Here is a 20,037-nt window from a genome sequence, read left to right on the forward strand (position 1 = left end):
TTATGCTTATGGATTCTAGCTTTTAGAAATCACATTCAAAGCTTCTTCAAAACGTTTAGTTTTAATATTATATAAAAATTGATTCATGTGTACTATGGCATACTTAAGTTTGCTTTCATCGTTGGATAAATCAATTTCTCCTTGCCACATACGTTTATGTAAATCTTCAAAGCTTACATGTTCACCTTCTATATTAATAGGTATGGTTCTAGATGCGTGTAGCATGAAAATTGACATGTAAAATATGTGAAGTAATTGTTGCATAAGAAAAAATCGTGCCCTAATATACTCGTTTGGAGCTTTACCAAAATAATTTTCAAGATACTCAAGCTCATCCTTATCGTTATTAACAACGAAATTTCCTATTACAGCCAAATCTAAATAACGATCATTTAAAAAAGCAGCTTCCCAGTCAACAAACCAAGCTTTTTCGCCATCAAATATATAATTTTCTGGTTTTAAATCGTTATGACATGATACTAAGTCTTCGGAATGACAAGGATATATCTCTTTAATATAGGCATAATTCTTCATTATTTCTTCACTCAAATTATCAGGAAGAAACTTCGCCCCAAAAAATCTTTGCACAATCCCATCCATTGCATCAAAATAGTTAAATTCCTTATGAAATGGAGGCAGCTTATGGAGTTTATCAAGAAGTTTAGGCATTATTTCTTTTGCCTTTTTTATTGGAAAAGGCTTAGCTTCTATAAAATCTGTTATTGAAATTTTATCTTCAGAATTTAAATACCATACATGAGGAGCAATACCTGCATCCGACCCAGCTTTCATATACTCGTAATAAGTTTCTGGTGTGCTCAATTCATCAGTACGTGCAAGCTTCATTAAATAAGGTTTATTTTTTACAACAATCCGAAAGGTTAGTGCATTTGAAAGACCTATAGTTATTTCTTTGATATCATCATAACTATCTACTCCAAAAGCTGTTTTTAAAGCCTTTTTTACAATGTTTTGCTTGTTATCTGGAATCATAATTGCCTCCTAAATATTTTTTTCAGTGTATAGCTTTTATCTAAATACTAATGTAAAACTCATACCTTCTTTTTCGCATTCTGCAAAAACTTCTCCATCCATCTTTTTCATTATACTCTTGCATATGTATAGCCCCAAGCCATTTCCTTGCTTTCCTTCAGAATTACTAGCCCTATAAAAGCTATCAAAAATATGATTAAATTCGTTTTGGCTTATTATCTCTCCTGTATTAAAGATATTAATAAGTTGACAGTAATCTTCTTCGCAAAAAGATATTTTTATCTCCTTACCATCACCATACTTAAATGCATTTTCTAATATATTGCCTACCACTTCAAAGGCTCTATCCAAATCCCCCTTAACTAATTTATTATTATAGTTTCCAACAGTAAAGTCTATCATTTTTAAATTACACTTTTCTTTATAAGTTAATACTACCTTCTCTATTAAATCTTTCAAATAAAATTCACCATCTACAACTTCAATCTCAAGTATCTCTTCACTAGATGTCTTTATTATATATCTTACAAAGCTTTCTATTTCTAAAGATTTTTCTTCTATTTGCTTTGCTGCGAGCATCTTCTTTTCATTAGTATCGTAAACTTCTTCTACTATTGCCTTAGCATAAAGCTTTATGGTGTTTAGAGGAGTTTGTATATCATGAGAAATTGAAATCAATAAGAGTTTCTTTTCTTTTTGGAGCTTAAACTCTTTTATCTTATGATAATCTAAGTTTTCTCTAAGCAGATTAACCCCCCAAAGAAACTTACCAAAATATCTATCTTTACTTTCTTTCATATCTCCTTTAAAGTTTCCCTTTGATAACTCATAAGGCATTTCACTTAAAGTATTAAATGGCTTGAGAATTGAATTTCTTATATATAAAAGAATTGACACTATACTTACAGCAAACATAAATAATATAAGTTCTACTTTTAATAAAAAGCTATTGTCACCTTTGCTATTTATATAATTAAATCTCAAATAACCTAGCAATTTGTCTCCATCATACCAAGGCTTTATTTCATATTCCACTCCATTATTGCTTTTATAAAATTTATCAAGCTCTTCATTCCTTGTACTTAAAGACTGAGGTAAGAAGGTTACATTTTTTATAAATTCACAAGAACTTAAATCAGGCTCGGTAAAGGGGCTACCTTTTACCAAGCCTAAATATATTCTGTTTATCTCTACTTTATATTCACTGCTTTCTTTCCTATTAATACTTTGAAATAGTACAGGTAACCCCAGTGATATTAATAAATATACTGCAAGAAAAACAACTATTAGTCTATCAAATTTCTTCATACTTGTATCCTACTCCCCAAATTGTCACAATCCTTTTTGGTTTCTTAGGGTCTTGTTCTATTTTATCTCTAAGCATCTTTATGTGAACTGTTAAAGTTTGGTTTTCACTAAAGCTTTCTGCTCCCCATATTTTATTAAAAAGATATTCCTTATTTAAAGTTTTCCTTGGATTCTCAACCAGTAGTAATAATAATTCAAACTCCTTAGAAGTCATATTTATTAGCTTTCCATCAAGATAAACCTCAGTAGCATTTTTATTTATTGAAATAGCACCTGAATTTATAATGGTCCGTTCCATTTTTAGTTCATAGTTTCTTTTCATTAACGCTGAAATCTTTGCACTTAAAATATCAACATCCACTGGCTTTTCTATATAATCATCTGCCCCAAGGGTAAAACCATTTATCTTATCAGTTTTATCAACCTTTGCACTCATTATTATAATTGGGACATTATGATTTTTTCTAACTTCTGAGCAAACTGTAAACCCATCTATGCCAGGCAACATTATATCTAAAAGCACTATTTTCGCAACATCCTTCTGTAAAAACTCCAATGCCTTTTCTCCGCTATCCACATTAGTAATGCTGAAGCCATCTTTTTTTAAGAAAGCACAGATTAAATCTGCAAGCTCTAAATTATCTTCTACCAGTAGCAAATCTACCATATTACCATCCCATCTCCATTAGCCAGTCATTGACCTTTCTTTCTCTATCTTTTAATTTATTTTCTTCAAAAAATTTCTCTAACTTAATTTCACCTTTTATTGCACCATCTTCTATATACATTATCCTGTCACACTTAGCTGCAACCTTCATATCATGGGTAACAAGCATAATGGTCGTACCATCTTCATTAATTTTATTGAGTTCTCTCATAACTTCCCTTGAATTTTGCTGATTTAAAGCTCCTGTAGGCTCATCTGCAAAAATCATCTTCGGTGAGTTGATTAAGCTTCTGCAAATACAAGCTCTTTGAAGCTGTCCACCAGAAACTTGATTAGTATCATTTTCTGCAATCTCACTTATTCCAAGCTTATTCATGAGCTCTCTTGCTCTGTTATTGATTTCTTTTTTGCTTTTTCCATTCTTTGACTGATATGCTGGTAATATAATATTATCATATATAGAGAGATTTTTTAACATATGCATTTGTTGAAAAATAAATCCCATTTCATTCAGTCGTAAATCACTAATTTCATTTGCACTAAAAGTACTTATTTCTTTTCCGAAATAATCCACCTTTCCTGCAGTTAAATTATCCATACCGCTGACTACATAAAGAAGAGTTGATTTACCAGAACCACTTGGTCCCATAATAGCAACCATTTCACCTTCATTAATTTCAAAATTTATATTCCTTAAAACATTATTCTGTATTTTATTTATAATATAAGTTTTACATAAATCTCTAACCTTTAATAAACTCATCTCAATCCCTACCTTATTCCATATTATTTATTTCTTTCAGATCAACTTTTTTAACAGCTCCAGCGCTTAAATAAGCAATAACTGTAGTAACCACCAAAAGCATAATCGGATATAATACATACACTTCTAACGGATTTACCTTTAATATAATGTTATGAACACCAAGTACCGCAAACACCTGACCTATTGTTAAAGGCCCGAGAAAGTTTGACAGTATAATACCTAAAGCAATTGCAACAATTAGCACTATGCTTATTCTAGCTGTCTGCCAAAATCTAATGGAACTATTTCTAAATCCAATACTCTTAAGCATTGCTATCTCGCCTTTTTCTTTAGTTATGAATGTTTTCATCATTAAAATTGTAATTAAAGCATTTATACATACAACTATTAATGCTATTAAATTTTTCATTGTATCAAGCTGAGCCATAGATCCTCCTACATATTTTGAAACATATTCTTGAGAATTTTGGATGATGTAGCTTGGATATTTATTTTTCAATTTCTCAATTAATAATTCTGGCTTTTCCTTTCCTATGAAATCTCCTTGAAAAGGACTTACTCCAGCTAAATACTTGAAATCTATATCTATTTTAGGGTTTAGTTTTACTGACTCACCCATGTTATTCATACTTTCATAAAATCCGGTAACAATTAATTCTTTTTTATCCTTACCTATTTGAGCATAAATTGTATCCCCGATTGAAACCTTAAGTTTTTTAGCCACAGTTTCAGTTACTGCCACTTCGTTTATTAATTCTGGCATCTTACCTTTTAATAGATTAACATTATTTTCATCATTTTTTATAGTTTGAAAGGCCATTAATGAGATAGCATCATCTTTATCTTCAGCGTAAAATTTAAATCTATAAATTACCCCTCCATAAAGTTTCATGTCTATCCCGTTATCTCTAAAGGATGCTGTAAGGCTCTCCATATCTTTTAAATACTCTTCTTTGCTTGCTCCCATAGTATACTTATCCATTTTATCAGTTTGAATAAATACATCACTGTGATTCCACCCAAATAGCTTAACAATATTGTCATCTTTAAAAGTATTTATTGTGTTTAAAGGGATAATGATCAAAACTGTTCCTATGCAGAAGGTTAAAATCAAAACTATAAATTTCTTAAGATTACATAGAATATCGTTTAAAGCAATAAACATAGCAACTTTGACTTTTTTGAAATTCTTAAGTTTTAGTCTTGATTTACCCTTAAAGCTTTCACCATTACTTCCATTTCTGATTGCATCTATTGCTGAAAACTTGTTCAGCCTTCTTGTACATGAGTAACAGAATAAAATAACTATAAAAACTATAAATATTGAACAACCAATGTTAACAAATATATTTCCCAATGAAGATTCCATTAAAATGTTTCCTTTAAATTGATTTAGAAATATATTTCCAAAGGGGAAACTTACTGCAAAACCAATTACTACCCCAATTATTGTTATTGCAAAATACTTTATTAGATAAATTTTCTTTATATCGAAGCTTCTAAGACCTATGGCCTTCATAACTCCTATCTCTTTTAAATCATCCTGCAAGGTAAAAATTATTGTAAACCTTAAAATCAAAAATGCTATTAAAATAAGACAAAGACTTACTATAATTAAAACTCCAGAAGGTATCATATCCAAAATAAAGGTATTATTTAGTAGCGCTTTATCAAAGCTAATTATCGTATTACAATCTATATTTTTAAACTCTTTTTCTAGGGCATTTGTATCCTTTGAAATAATGTAATAGTTATCTATAGCACCAGCTTCTTTATAGCCTTTGAAAGCCTCATAATCCTCATTACTTATGAGAATCCTCTTCATATCAACCATGCTTGATCCAAAGATAGCATCTTTTATAAAGGTCTTTACTAAAAATTCTTTTTTTATATCACCTAGGGTAATAATAACCTTATCCCCAATTTTCAAATTATTTTTTCTCTTATCATCCAATGAAAAAGCAATTTCTCCAGCTTTTAAATTAATTTCATCTCCACTATCATCAAGTAGTTTTCCATACTTGTGTGGCTGTGCTTGAAATAGAATTTGTCCATAAGGATCAAACGCCTTAAGAGTGTCCCCTGTTTTTATCTTAATATTATCTTTAGAAAGTATAGTGCTTTTATCAATATCATACGACTCTATATACTTAGAAGAATTAAGCCATTTATATAATTCTTCATTTTCTCCCTTATCATAAGTAGAAATAATATAATCAGGAGTTTTAGCTTTATTCATGAAATAATCAACTGACCTTGATACCGCTATTAGATTATTTACACTGCTAGCTAAAAATGTTGTTGCCATTATGATAAATAATAAAAGAATAATATTCATTGATCGCTTTCGTTTGAAATCCTTTTTTAATATTCTAAAAAACATTTTTATTCCCTCCGCAAACCATTTGTACTGACTTACACCTCATTCTAATTCTTCTCTGTGAACTCAAGAAGTTTCAGGTACATCAATAACTATGAATCTATTATAAATTACCAATTATTAAATAATCCTTAAATAATCCTTAAATAATAGATAAAAAAAGATTACTGAAGTTACCTTCTTCAGTAATCTTTTTTGCGCATCTACCTTTCCGAATGCATATGAGGAAAATTTGGCAGGCGAATAAGTTTTATTTTTTATAGTTAACTTTAATATTTCATTTTCATTTTTACATATGATACAGCACAACTTAAGCATGTGATAGCGTTGGAAACATTAGTTTTTTGCTTTCAATGATATCTAAATCTTTCCCAAAAATAAATAATGTACAATCATCTTCGTGATATTCATTAATGGTATATCCAATTATATTATATGGCGTAAATCCAAGTGTCACCTTTTTAATACCACTGCCAAAAGAACTGATTACTGTTTCTAGATTCACTTTATGATTTGCTATTATTTGATTAATAAGAAGATTATCTCCTTTTACATCTGCGATAATATAAGCCTCTTGTTCAGCTAAAAAATATACCGAGCTGCTCCATCTTGTCCAAAATGCAATCAATCCTGGATTGTCCATAGTGAACCTATCGTTATTTACACTATTCCTTACAGTGTTGAAGAAGTCTTTCCATTTAATCTCGTCAGACATGTTAACCTGTTGTATTTTCTTTATATTATTTATTGAATAAACATCTTTGCTATATTGATATTGTTTACTACTTGTAAATCCAAACTTAGGGTAAAAATTTATAACGCTATCATTTCCAAATAAATATATCCCATCTGAATTTTCTTTATATTCATCAATAATCATCTGTATAAGATAACGACTCAACCCTTGACCGCGATAATCCTTATCTGTCATAACTGTACCAATTTGAATATAATGTTTCTCTATACCATCCAGATCGAAATCCATCAAATTAACAGACACATTAGCTATAACCTTATCACCATCTACCAAAGAATGTGGGATAAATTTATCTCCCCAAAAACCATTTGAATACCAGTTTTCAAAATTAAAGCCAAAAGTCTTTTCAGTTAATTCATTAAGACTTTTACGCATTTTATCATTATCTTTATAAGCTTTAATAAAAGTATATTTCAATTGTCATCTCCTTCTAAAAATCATTCTTAATACCCTTCAATAATAATAAACCTTAGTTACTTAATTATTACCCAATATTTCCTTGGCCTCTTCATATTAGTACTTTGCTTTTTATTACAGCAACCACAAGTTTAATTCACAAATAAAAATGCGCCATTAAGTTTCTAACCAATGTCACATTTACTTACTTGTTTTCTCTTTTTATTTTCAAAACATTTTTTTGTATAATATATACAATTATAGCATATCGAGCTGGTAAATATGTGACAAATTGTATTTAATATTTAGGATACTACCCAATAGATTTTTATTAAAAATAAATAAGGGAAGATATTATCCTCCCCCTTATCAATGGTGCAAACTTATTTAATATGTAACCATATAATTAAAATTTTTCAATTTTGATTATATTATAAAACTACTTTCCCCACATTACCATATCCTATAGTAACTTCGGCTTCTTTAAAATGTATTTCGTAAACTTCCATCATTGGACCTGCATTTTCAACAGTAGCTACGAAATTTGGATATTTTTTAACAATTCCATCTTTTATATCATGTACTGTTAGATTACTTTTTTTAATTATAGCATTTTTAACTCTCACTATCCCAACAGTTCCATCAGGAATTGTTGTAAATGCTCCCCTATTATTTTGTGAAATTTCTACTGTTTTTTGTGATTGCTTAAATGTTGGAAAATAAACAACACCGTTATTTTGAGCATCATGATAAAAAGTTATAATCCTTACGTTTGGACCATTATCCGCTGAAGTTGCCAACGCTAGTGTAGCTGTATTTTCCATTACCTTTTCAAACTCTTTTAAAAATTCCATTTTCATTCTCCTCTGTAAATTTATTTAACTACTTATGTGTATTGATCAATATAGTTTTATTATATATCCATAACCTTGACAGCTATATGTCATGGTTATATGTTATAATAAAAATAAAAATGCAGGTGATACAATTGAAAATTGATAGACTAATATCCATTATTATGCTGCTGCTTGAACGAAAACAAATCAGTGCTACCAAACTTGCGGAAATGTTTGAAGTTACACCTAGAACAATATATAGAGATGTAGAAACAATAAGCTTGTCCGGTATTCCAATTGTTGCTTATCCAGGTGTCAATGGTGGTATTAGCATTATGGAGGAGTATAAGATTGAAAAAAAACTTTTTACTATTTCTGATATCACTTCTCTATTAATTGGACTTGGAAGCATACATTCAACCATGACCAGTGAAGAAGTTCTTAATACTATGGCTAAAGTTAAAGGTATGGTTCCAGCTGATCATATTAAAAATATTGAATTAAAATCAAAACAAATTACCGTTGATCACACTCCTTGGATCGGAAATAGAAATCTTAATATAAATCTTGAGGAAATTAAGATTGCTCTATCTGAAAATAAATTAATATCTTTTAAATATTATGCTCAAAATGGAATAAAGAGTCAAAGAAAGATTGAGCCCTATAGATTAGTACTAAAAAATTCAAGCTGGTATTTACAGGGCTATTGCACTACAAGAGATGATTTTCGTGTCTTTAAACTATCCCGTATTTCATCACTGGAACTTCTAGAAGAAACATTTATTTCTAGAGAATTTAATTATAAAACTCTAGAGGTATCAACTGATATAGAGAAAAAGAAGGTTCCAATTAAGCTTCTCATTGATGAATCACTTCTAGACACGATGATAGAATTTTGCGGAATGGAGAATATTGAACCTTTCGGAAATAATAAATTTATAGCTTCTTTTCCATTTATAGAAGATGATTTTTCGTATAGTATGATACTTCGTTTAGGCGATAAATGCGAATGCTTAGAACCTGAGAATATTCGATTAGAGATTATAAAGCGGGTTGAGAATTTATTAAAGGTTTATAAAAAAGAAGAGTAATCCAATACTCTTCTTTTTTATTTTCTGTATTTCTTATCTATTTTTCATATAAAAATTTATACACTCTTTTTTAATACTGGTACATAAATATCCATTACAGCGCCTATAGTTGGATGGCATCTTTCATCATAATATTCAAAGTCTAATTTTGTTTCATCAAATGCATATCCACTTTCTTGAAACCACTCTTCAAATATATATTTCCATGTTTGTTTAATCATATTTGCAAACTCATTATCTTCAGCTTCAGTACCTGTATTAGCTGGAGGAGTTGTAAATACAGCATAAGTTGCTTCTGGAACCTCTACTGTAATCATATCATCAGTAACGTCGTTAAAATCATCGACTATAACTCCAAGCATATAAGTTGCTTCTCCGTTATCTTTGCTTGATGGAATACATAATCCCACTTCTCCGTGTTTTGGTGGATTTAAAATTTTATACATTTTGCTTTCTAAATTTTCACCGTCATAATTAATCCAAAAAGAAGCTACATCTTTTGTATAGTTACCATTAGTTATATTTGTTTTAATCCCGTAGCCTGCAACCTTAAATGCAGATTTTTCAATAATAATTGGATTCATATAATACCCTCCAAACTTTAGTATCGATTTCTTTCCTAAATAGCTGTCCATACGCTTTAAATACTGGGTAGGACTAAACCCAAATTCTTTTTTGAAAGCTTTAGAAAAACCATTATGAGTTTGAAACCCATATTCTAAAGCTATATCTATTATTTTGTTACCATTAAACAAATCTTTTGCTGCCAAGGAAAGCCTTCTTCTTTTTACATACTCCATTAAGGTCATACCTTTATTAATATTAAACACTCTTGAAAAATGAAATGTAGAATAACCACACTCATTAGCTATTATTTCTGGTGATAATTCATTTTTAATATTTTTCTCAATGAACTCAATACATAGTGCCATTGCATCTTTATAATTCAAATTCTCACCGACCCTCTCCCCACGTGGTAATTATAGTATAACATCGCTAATATAATAAAACTGTTCCTAATTTGCTAAAAATACACTATAAAAAAAGTGCCGTAAAACCTAGGTTTTACGGCACTTTTTAAACTATAATTAAAGATTTCTGACTGCTAATAACACGAAGTTCAATATAAACAATCCAGTGAATAGATATATAACTGGATGTATTCCCTTTGTTTCCTTCTTAACAATAGCAATTATAACGTAGCTTATAAATCCAAATGCAATACCAGTTGTGATGCTATATGCAAATGGCATAAGTGCAATTGTAAGGAATGCAACTGCTGCTACACTTAAGTCTTTCCAGTCAATTTCTCCGATAGAAGACATCATTAGGATACCAACAACTACAAGCGCAGGAGCTGTAGCAACTGAAGGTATAATTCCGATTACTGGAGCAAAAATCAAGCATACTAAGAACATAATTGAAGTTACAACAGATGATAAACCTGTTCTACCACCAGCAGCAATACCAGCAGAGCTTTCAACATATGTAGTAGTATTTGATGTTCCGAAAAATGCTCCAACAATAGTGGCACTTAAGTCAGCGAATAAAGCTTTATCTAAACGTGACTTAACGCCCTTTCCTTCAAGCATAAGCTTTTCGTCTTCAGCATCAAATATACCTGCACGACGACCAGTACCGATAAATGTTCCAAGTGCATCAAAAATATCTGTAAGGATAAATGCTATCATAGCAGTGATTGCAAGCAATAACTTACCACCATCAGCAAAAAGTCCAGCGAAGTCCATTTTGAAAGCTGTGTATTTAACTGCCCCTATAGAAGTTCCTATACCGCTAAGTGATATATTTGCTGAAGAGAAAAATTCTTGTGCGTTCTTTGCATGGAAACCGAAAACGCCAGGATTAACTCCACATGCAATTTCAATGAAAGTTAGAGCAGTTACTGTAGTAATACCTATTAAGATAGCTGCTTTAACTCTTAAAATCATAAGTACAAGTATTAAAATAATTCCTAGTAATGCTAATTGCACAGAAGGACTTGAGAAGTTAACAAGTGCTGGAACTGCAGCTGAATTTGTTATAACTGTTGCATCAGCAGGAGTTTTTCCTAAGAACAGGTATGTCCCAGGATCAGCAGTGAATTTTAAAAGACCGCTATCTTTTATACCTATATATGCTATAAATAGACCAATACCACCGCCTATTGCCTTTTGTAAAACTGATGGTAAAGAACGTATAATTATCTTACGAAGTCCTGTAACTGTTATAATTATGTTTACAACACCACAGATAAATACCATTGCTAAAGCTTGTTGCCATGTAAAGCCCATAGTTCCACATACTGTGAATGTGAAAAATGCATTTAATCCCATACCAGGAGCTAATGCATAAGGCACGTTAGCAAAAAGACCCATAACAAGTGTACCAACCACTGCAGATATAATTGTTGCAACAAATATACCTTGTGGATTAAATGGGTTGTCCGCAGTTCCTGCTAATTGCAAAATACTCGGATTTACGAAAATGATGTACGCCATAGTAAAGAATGTTGTAAGACCAGCTATGATTTCAGTACGTACATTTGTACCATATTGTTTAAGCTTGAAAAATTTTTCCATCTCTTTAACTCCTAAAAATTATTTTTTGTAAGAAAATCTAATGTTTAAATAATTCGATAATATCACTTTCATTGTTATCTTTACCAACTACATCTTTTCTAAACGTATTTTAGAAAATTCTAATAGCTGATTCATCTTTCTTTTTTACTCTAATTGGCAAAAATTATTAAAGCTAATATAATTCCAAAACTATCCAAAGATTAATTTTATTAATGGTTAAATAGAGTAAAAAAAATAGATTGAAACAATGTTTCAACCTATCGAAAATACTTAATTACGAGTTATGCACTAAAAAATTCCAAACTCTTCATCAACTTTTCGATAGTCGGGTAATTAACGGTCACCCGGTAGAAACTGCCAACCCATATATGTCGGCGATATATCGAAGCTATTTAATTTTGCGAAAATGATTTCCTATTAGATTATAGTGTAATTTGTCGAATTTTACAAGAGGTAATAATATTTTTTCAAATAATTACTTCACTAATTCTGATTAATTACAGTTTTCACTACTATGATATTTTTCAAAGTTAGTATATATTCATTAAAGCATGCTAATTATAATTTATTAATAGTTTAGGCTGCAAGACATAACTTTTTTAGCTTACAGTCACTGATATTATATTAGCCTCTCAGTTTCTTACCTTCTGAAAGCAAGGCAACTGACTTATTGATACGATCTAGTCTAGTTTCTTCGCGTTTTGCTGAAGTTATCCAAGTTACGTATTCCTTCTTTCCTGTATATGAAAGAGATTTGAAGGTAGCTACAGCAGCTTCACTACCATTAATTGCTGCCAGAAAATCTTCAGGGATCTCAACTACACGTTCTTCTTCATCTTTTTCTACAGTAACAAATATTTCATCACCAAAGCTTTTGCCAATTTTATTTCTAATTTCTTTTGTTAATCCAAGCATATAGCAGCCACCCATATTTACAATAGAACCTCTATACTCTACGCCATCAAAGGTTGCCTTAACTTTAACGCGCTTTGAACCAAACACTTCTTGAACATCAAATGGTGGTTCAACAAAACCTGCATCTTTATTTTCAACTTGGGTTATAATCGCTTTAAATTCCTGCTTCAATGAATTCACTCCTTTTTCAGTTGTTTAAGTGTGTTTATTTATTTTTATTAATTATATCAAAAAATCAAGCAATGGTGTAAGCTTACCTGAGTAGTATACATTTAAAACATGAAGCGCTCTTGTACAAGCTGTGTAAAGTAAAAGTCTTTCCTCTTCACTTTGGTATTTATCATTTCCTACATTATATATAAGTGCCACATCAAATTCTAATCCCTTAGCCAGATATGCCGGAATCACCAAAATACCACTTTCATATTCATCATCATCCTTCATTATAGCTTTTACTGTAACCTTATCTTTTAAAAAGTTAAATACCTCTTGAGCTTCTTTCTTAGTTCTCGTTATTATCCCAATTGATTTGTGTCCTTTTTCTTTATATATTTTTATATCACTTAGAAGTCTTTCATTTATTGATTGCTCATCAGAAAAACCAAGTACTAGAGGTTCCTCTCCACTTCTTTCAACACATCCATCAGTAACTTCTTTATTTAATAGTCTTCTTGAGAACCTTGTAATTTCCATGGTAGATCTATAACTTTTATTTAAATTTATTATACAAGTATTATCTTCAGGGAATATCTTCGCTATATTTTTGTAATCCCCTACGTTCATAAATGGGTTTATTGATTGATTTAGATCACCTAATATGGTCATATCTGCATGACTAAACAGTTGATTTAATATTTCATACTGCAAAGGAGTATAGTCCTGTGCTTCGTCTATAATCACATATTTAATTGATGAAGTCTTAGGAAGATCTCCCAAAGCCCCTTTTAGATATAATAGAGGTGATTGATCCTCATAATTTAATACTCTACCTCTTAAATTCTCTAAAGTATATCTTTTAATCTCGTAGATCATTTGCTCATTGTATTCAGAATTTGAATTTTTAGCAAAAGCCTCTAAATTCTCAAAAAGCTTTTTATAAATATCCAATAAATTAAATTCTGTCATCCTATTGATTGAATTGTATAATCCCCTCATTTCTGCTCTTACAAAAGCTTTACTTTTCTCAGTAATTTCATTTTTGTCTATATATGAACCCGTCTCCTTTAGTTCATGAGCTACTTCTTCTATCCAAAGTTTTTCATAAGGCTCTATGAGGAAAAGAATTCTCTCTCTTATCTTTTGAAACCTTCTTTTTAACGGTAGATCAGAATAATCATTAAAAAATAATTTTTTTATTTCCTCAGACGATATTATTAATTTTCCCTTTAAACTAATATTGCTAAAATTCCTATCAAGGCTTTCAATATAAACAACATATCGCTTTAGTATATCTATAAACTCCATGGAAGCCTTATATTTAATATTATTTATTCTTTCTCCATAACAAGGTTCATTCTTTGAAGCCAAAATATATTCCATCATATCACAGTAGTTTTCCTTTTTTAGTCCACCACCTAAAGCATTATGCATATATTCCTTAAAGGTTGTTTGGTTCATGTTGTCTTCCCCAAGCTCAGGCAAAACATTTGAAATATAATCATTAAAAATTTCATTTGGTGAAAATATTACTATATTTTGAGGTGTTATTTTATCCCTATGTTTATATAAAAGGTAAGCAATTCTATGGAGAGCAACCGAAGTCTTTCCACTTCCAGCAGGACCTTGAACAATTAAATTTTTATATTGTTCATTACGAATCACTTTATTCTGCTCTCTTTGAATAGTTGTTATTATTGTCTTCATCTTATTATCAGTGTTTTTGCTTAATATATCTTGAAGTATTTCATCATCAATCTTAAGATTGCTATCAAACATAAAGTCAATTTTTCCGTTATTAATTTTGTACTGTCTTTTTAGGGTAAGCTTTCCTTCTACTACACCTTCAGGGCATTCAAACATTGCTTCACCAATCTCATAGTCGTAAAACATGCTTGAAACTGGAGCTCTCCAGTCATAAATAAGAAAGTCATAGTTATCATTAATAAGATTTGAGATTCCAATATAAAACTTTTCTTCTCTCTCCTCTCCCTTTTCTCGAAAATCGATTCTTCCGAAATAAGGAGACTCAATTATTCTTTCATATTTTTCTTGGAACCTTCTAGATAACTCGTGTTTTCTCTTTTGGATTTTCATAGTGTCTACAAATTCCATAAACTCTACAATTTGCTCCATTCCATTTGCTATAGAAAGTGATCCTAAGTCTTGCCATAACTGTCTTTGAGTTTCAATTGCATCTTTTTTGAATTTTTCTTTAAAATCCACCTTTTCATTGAACTGTTTTTGAGCCTCTTTAAGCACCGCTTGTAACCACTGATCTTCAAGTTCCCACTCTAAGTCATTTCTTTTCATGAATACCCCTCCAATGCCTCAAATATAGATGCACTAAGCCTTAACAAAATCATAACTTAAAGACTATCGCTATAACATCTTAGCAAAATGGGGTAAAAAGAAACAGTCTGTATTTAATTTTTTAGATATGGTATAATAAAAGTGAGGGGAGAAGTATTTTATATTTCTCCCCATTTTAATTATTATTAAAAATCTCAAAAACCTCTTTATATTCATAATTTATTACCTCAGTATCAGCTAAACAAAAATATCAACATTTACTCTTGAAAGCCATTCTTTTACCAACAAATTAAATAGTTCCTCTTGTTCTATTTGGAGGTTATGCCCAGCCATATCCAATATTGATACCGTGGCTCTAGGAAAATTTTCTAATATATTTAGTGCATCTTTATAACCAACGCAGTTATCCTGCCTTCCTAACAATATAAGTGTAGGTTTGTCTACTTTTCTATTTAACTCATCTACATTGAAGCAAAATCCATAGCAATTCTTCATAATACATTGTAAAAACTCAGAGTCCGCAACTTCAACACCGCTTAACACTTCATTTTTATATCTATCATAAACTCTTTCACTTTGAACTACAAAGGAAGATTTGAAATCTTCAGCCTCTTCTGGATTGAGTTTTGATAATAGTATTTCATCTTTTACTAAGACAACATGCTCTGGGAGATTCCGTTTTTTATAGTCTGGTACTATTAGAGGACAAATTAATAAAACACCTTCAATTCTGTCAACCATTTTATAAATAACTCCTCTTGATATAAATGCCCCATATGAGTTTCCTGCAATTATAAAGTTTTCATTAGGTATTATTTTTTCGATAAATTCAATTACAATATCTAACATACTATCAGAACTATTAATCCATTCTGCACAATCAGATTTTCCCATGCCTGGTAGATTAATATATATTCTTTTATACCCCTCACTAGCACTAAATATAGGTTCCATACATCCAGCCATAACTCTATAATCTGAGTAATAGCCATGTATCATAACAACCGGTTTTCCTTCTCCAATTATCTCATAATTTATTGAAATATTTTTTATCTTACATTTCATTACTATTCTCCTTTATTACCAATGCTTTAATTGATCCATTTCATAATAAAATCCTTCACCTCTATGTTGTTTTGATAAAATCTATTTTAATTTACACCTTTAAAAATCTAAAGATAAAAAACATTTTAATATCATTCTTTACATAAAAAAATCGCTGAAGCGACCTTCTTCAGTGAGCTTTTTTTGCTCATCTGCCTTTCCGAATGAATATGAGGAAAATTTGGCAGGCGACATAAATTTTGTTTTTTACTGTTTACCCAAAATAGCTGTTCTAAAGCCTTGATATTGCTAAGTTTAGCTTTCAAAAAATTTTATAATCCCCTAGACACTAAAAAAGCTACCACTCTTCATATTCACAAGAGTGATAGCTTATATTTACTTATTTCTCACATATACAATTTTCTTTATACTTTCTATGGAAAGGAAAAATTCTTCTGCTAAATGTTCAATTTTGCATCCATTGTTATACCTACTTTGTATTTTCTCATTTCTAATTCGTAATTCAGCTCGACTCCCTGAATTTTCTCCCCATTTTTTTCTTTTCTTCATTTGATTTGGAATATAAATATACTCTCCTTGGATATATTTTTGAATTTCTTTAACTAAACTTTCTGGTAAAATTGTTTCTATTTTTGCACATTTCATAAACGCTCTTCTCCTAAAACTTATTTTAAATTTAAGAGACAAAGCCTGCGAATATGAACTTTGGATTACTAAAGGACAGTATTCTTTTTATTAATTGAATTTTAACACTATTCCTCTATACAAATTATAGCTACATGTCATACTAACAGGCTCTGCATAGAGTAAGGTTAAGTTCACTACGTTCTAAAAGTTGAGCTATCATTTTATGATTCCTCCTACAAATTCATTTTTCACAAATTATACCAAACGAATCAAAAATTATCAACTTTTCACATACAGTTTTCCTTCCTTATCTCTTCAATCATCCATTTATACTGTAAATCTCCAAGCCCATACTGAGGAAATAATGTAAATAAATCCTTTATAAGATCTTCCTTATTTGAATTGTTTTTGATATATCTTTTAATATCACTATTTTTTTCTATATAGATAAGATACAAATTCATAGCCTGATAAGTAACAGGAAGCAATTTTATATCACTTTTTTTTCTATAATACAGTATGTTTTTATAAATCTCTGAATAATTCTCTATATTAATTTCAAAGGCATCAGGTAACATTGTATCAGTTTGCTCTTCCACCATGCAGAAAAGTACATCACCTTCAAAATGAATTTGTTCCAAAAAGGCAAGTATAGTAATTAAATTCATCTGGCAGAACATATCATCACCAAACCATAAAACAATAATATCAAACTTTTCGTCAAACAGAGGTTTTAAAGGCTCTATAACAATCTTTTTATATTCTTCTGGGGTAGATTTTAAAGAACGAGCCCTTTTTTCTATAAATTCCAATGAGAAGATTTTTTCTGCGGTTTCTCCCCAGCACATAGCTTCATTAAACGGAACATAGACTTCATTCTCACTGATCAAGTGATTTTTTTCAAAGAAATTAAGCATACTGAGTCCATTTAAAATATGTAAGGTTCTAAATGGATAATCGCTTCTTATTTGACTTTGTACATTTTTAATAGCTTCATTTTTCATAACTATATTCTCCTTATTTTTGATTGGAGGATGACTATTTTTTTGATAAACAGCAAGCGGCTTAGGATTTTCACGAAATCTTTTAGGTGCTACTCCAAACATCAAAGAAAATGCTCTTGAAAAAGCTTCCTGAGATGAATATCCATATTTTATTGCAATATCTACAATTCTTTTATTTGTATTTTTAAGCTCATTTGCTGCACAAACAAGTCGGCGCTTTTGTACATAACTTTTCATGGTTTCACCAAAAAATCTATGAAAAATAACAGAACAATAATAAGGTGAAAAATTGCAGTTCTTTGCCAAGTCATTCAAAGAAAAATCTTCATCTAGCTTCTGTTCAACATAAATCAGTATTTTTTTCATATCACTATTTATCATTTAACATTCCTCCTTCTATAAAATAGTAACATAGCTACAATATTTTCTTTTGATATTTGTTGTGGTATTAAAAATGTCCACTGAATATATAAACAAATACTTATTTAATATTTTTTTTTGAATATTTCAAAATAGTAATGCCATTTTCTATGCTATACTCATCAAGGTGAAGTTTTATTGTGGGGTTATTTTCCAGAAATAGTGGTCTTCCTTTTCCTAGTACTATAGGAATGATACCAATTATATATTCGTCTATAATGTCATTCTTAATAAAGCTATCTACAAGAATTCCACCACCAAATAGATATATGTCCTTACCTTCCTTTTCTTGTTCCTCTTGAAGTATTTTGCATATATCTCCGCTAATAAAATGAACATTATCCTTATCCACATTTTTTTGTGAGGTTGCTATATATACCTTTTTATTTTTGAAATCCTCATGCATATTTTGGTCATAGCACTTTTTTCCCATCACAACTATATCTATACCTTCTAGAAATTCATTAAAGTTCAATTTATTTTTAGTGTTTAAGCTATCATCTCCATCTCCAACTATCCAGTCATATCCTCCATTTTCAGATGCAATAAACCCATCTATACTTATTGCCAGATTCAAAATTATTTTTCTTTTCATTAAAATTCCTCCCTTATCTAATTGAATGAAAATTTTATTTTAGTTTTCATATGGTTTATAATAATTATTCTTTTCTATATAATTATTATAAATTATAGTAGTTGACATCCTATGTCATATAGAAGGAGAAAAATAATGAGAGCTGATAGATTAATTTCTATAATAATGTTACTTCAAATTTATAAAAGCTTAACTGCTTCCGAATTATCGAAAAAACTAGAGGTTTCTGTAAGAACTATTTATAGGGATATTGATGCCCTAAGCGGCATCGGTGTACCAATCGTTTCTGAGAAAGGTACAAATGGAGGGATAAAACTTTTAGGTGATTATAAAACTTCTCTCACAGGAATAAATAAAAACGAGCTTATCTCTTTATTCATTCCAACTGGCGATAAAATTTTTGAAGATTTAGGTGTTGCAGATCTTAAGGACTCTACTATACTTAAAATTTTAGGAAATTCATCCTATGATGAGTTAAAAGAATTTGAAAACTTTCAAAACTATATTTACATTGATATGTACACTTGGAACAAGCCAAATATCATCATGAATAAAGATATACTTTCATTATTACAAAATGCTATCTGGAACGCGAAATCCTTGAAGCTATTGTATAGAAAAACCATTGAAACAAAAGAAGTTATATTAAGCCCACTTGGCTTAGTTTGCAAAAGAGGGTTCTGGTATCTAGTTGGTGTAAACAATGAAATTATTAAAACCTATAAGGTAACTTCTATTGAGGAAGCCTCAATAATTAGTGGTACTTTTACTAGACCTCCATATTTTAATCTGAAAAGCTATTGGATAAATTCTACAAGTAATTTTAAAAATTCAATTCCAAAATATACTTTTACCTTTAAGGTTAATGAACATATCTTAAATCAGATAAAAGAAAGATCCTTCATAACAATTAACGAAACTTTATATAGAGACAATGAGCTTTATCTTAAGATAGATTTTGAAGCGATAAGGCAAGGGGTAGAGTTTGCCTTTGGATATGGTAAAGATATTAAAATTATAGAACCAATTGAAGCAATCGCTGAACTTAAGCAAAAAGCATTAGAAGTTATAGATTTGTATTAGATACAATCTATTCCACCATAAGTATAAAGGACTTACTTTTGAATGTAAGTCCTAACAGCATTATTTTTATCCTATAAATTGTCTAA

General features: G+C 30.1%; 17 protein-coding genes and 1 riboswitch. Of the genes, 2 read left to right on the forward strand and 15 right to left on the reverse strand.

The features are described from left to right. Positions 1 to 15: 15 nt before the first annotated feature. The 7 genes from J3477_RS17800 to J3477_RS17830 all read right to left on the reverse strand — a co-directional run bounded on the left by J3477_RS17800 (position 16) and on the right by J3477_RS17830 (position 8,121). Positions 16 to 993, reverse strand: a complete 978-nt coding sequence (locus tag J3477_RS17800) for a phosphotransferase (RefSeq protein ID WP_206871288.1) — start codon at positions 991 to 993, stop codon at positions 16 to 18. A 36-nt stretch (positions 994 to 1,029) separates the two neighbouring features. Then, positions 1,030 to 2,301 (reverse strand): HAMP domain-containing sensor histidine kinase, encoded by a 1,272-nt coding sequence (locus J3477_RS17805; RefSeq protein ID WP_206871289.1) that lies wholly within the window; start codon positions 2,299 to 2,301, stop codon positions 1,030 to 1,032. Continuing rightward, entirely contained in the window at positions 2,288 to 2,968 is a 681-nt protein-coding gene (locus J3477_RS17810; RefSeq protein WP_206871290.1) for a response regulator transcription factor, read from the reverse strand. The genes J3477_RS17805 and J3477_RS17810 overlap by 14 nt, the downstream gene beginning before the upstream one ends. Before the next feature lies 1 nt (position 2,969). Beyond that, complete coding sequence (locus tag J3477_RS17815) at positions 2,970 to 3,731, reverse strand: ABC transporter ATP-binding protein (protein ID WP_206871291.1); 762 nt, start codon at positions 3,729 to 3,731, stop codon at positions 2,970 to 2,972. A 13-nt stretch (positions 3,732 to 3,744) separates the two neighbouring features. Beyond that, on the reverse strand, positions 3,745 to 6,117 hold the full coding sequence (locus J3477_RS17820) for an ABC transporter permease (RefSeq protein WP_206871292.1): 2,373 nt from the start codon (positions 6,115 to 6,117) through the stop codon (positions 3,745 to 3,747). A 307-nt stretch (positions 6,118 to 6,424) separates the two neighbouring features. After that, positions 6,425 to 7,288 carry a GNAT family N-acetyltransferase gene (locus J3477_RS17825; RefSeq protein WP_206871293.1) on the reverse strand — a complete coding sequence of 288 codons (864 nt, stop codon included), beginning with the start codon at positions 7,286 to 7,288 and terminating at the stop codon, positions 6,425 to 6,427. A 410-nt stretch (positions 7,289 to 7,698) separates the two neighbouring features. Beyond that, positions 7,699 to 8,121, reverse strand: coding sequence for a pyridoxamine 5'-phosphate oxidase family protein (locus J3477_RS17830; protein ID WP_206871294.1), 423 nt, complete (start codon positions 8,119 to 8,121; stop codon positions 7,699 to 7,701). Positions 8,122 to 8,255: 134 nt separating this feature from the next. On the opposite strand from J3477_RS17830, the gene J3477_RS17835 reads away from it, so the two are divergent. Further along, complete coding sequence (locus tag J3477_RS17835; RefSeq protein ID WP_206871295.1) at positions 8,256 to 9,194, forward strand: helix-turn-helix transcriptional regulator; 939 nt, start codon at positions 8,256 to 8,258, stop codon at positions 9,192 to 9,194. 56 nt (positions 9,195 to 9,250) lie between these two features. Here the strand turns inward: J3477_RS17835 and J3477_RS17840 are convergent, their stop codons facing one another. The 8 genes from J3477_RS17840 to J3477_RS17875 form a co-directional block, all read right to left on the reverse strand. After that, complete coding sequence (locus J3477_RS17840; protein ID WP_206871296.1) at positions 9,251 to 10,144, reverse strand: AraC family transcriptional regulator; 894 nt, start codon at positions 10,142 to 10,144, stop codon at positions 9,251 to 9,253. Between the two features lie 138 nt (positions 10,145 to 10,282). Further along, the gene (locus J3477_RS17845; protein ID WP_206871297.1) at positions 10,283 to 11,773 is read right to left on the reverse strand and encodes an NCS2 family permease; all 1,491 of its coding nucleotides are present in this window, start codon (positions 11,771 to 11,773) and stop codon (positions 10,283 to 10,285) included. A gap of 302 nt (positions 11,774 to 12,075) precedes the next feature. Continuing rightward, a riboswitch (purine riboswitch) is annotated at positions 12,076 to 12,178 on the reverse strand. Positions 12,179 to 12,397: 219 nt separating this feature from the next. Continuing rightward, a complete protein-coding gene (locus tag J3477_RS17850) occupies positions 12,398 to 12,859 on the reverse strand; it encodes a YdeI/OmpD-associated family protein (protein WP_206871298.1) in 462 nt (153 codons plus the stop codon). 51 nt (positions 12,860 to 12,910) lie between these two features. Beyond that, entirely contained in the window at positions 12,911 to 15,157 is a 2,247-nt protein-coding gene (gene helD / locus J3477_RS17855; protein WP_206871299.1) for an RNA polymerase recycling motor HelD, read from the reverse strand. Between the two features lie 237 nt (positions 15,158 to 15,394). Further along, complete coding sequence (locus tag J3477_RS17860; protein ID WP_206871300.1) at positions 15,395 to 16,222, reverse strand: alpha/beta fold hydrolase; 828 nt, start codon at positions 16,220 to 16,222, stop codon at positions 15,395 to 15,397. Between the two features lie 375 nt (positions 16,223 to 16,597). After that, a complete protein-coding gene (locus tag J3477_RS17865) occupies positions 16,598 to 16,867 on the reverse strand; it encodes a CD3324 family protein (RefSeq protein ID WP_206871301.1) in 270 nt (89 codons plus the stop codon). Positions 16,868 to 17,136: 269 nt separating this feature from the next. After that, complete coding sequence (locus tag J3477_RS17870) at positions 17,137 to 18,234, reverse strand: helix-turn-helix transcriptional regulator (protein ID WP_206871302.1); 1,098 nt, start codon at positions 18,232 to 18,234, stop codon at positions 17,137 to 17,139. Between the two features lie 100 nt (positions 18,235 to 18,334). Then, a complete protein-coding gene (locus J3477_RS17875) occupies positions 18,335 to 18,868 on the reverse strand; it encodes a dihydrofolate reductase family protein (RefSeq protein ID WP_206871303.1) in 534 nt (177 codons plus the stop codon). Between the two features lie 135 nt (positions 18,869 to 19,003). Here J3477_RS17875 and J3477_RS17880 point away from each other — a divergent pair, with 135 nt between their 5' ends. Further along, positions 19,004 to 19,951 carry a helix-turn-helix transcriptional regulator gene (locus tag J3477_RS17880; RefSeq protein ID WP_206871304.1) on the forward strand — a complete coding sequence of 316 codons (948 nt, stop codon included), beginning with the start codon at positions 19,004 to 19,006 and terminating at the stop codon, positions 19,949 to 19,951. The last annotated feature ends 86 nt before the right edge of the window (positions 19,952 to 20,037 follow it).

This window comes from Clostridium zeae, from assembly GCF_017312485.1.
Lineage (GTDB): Bacteria > Bacillota > Clostridia > Clostridiales > Clostridiaceae > Clostridium_AR > Clostridium_AR zeae.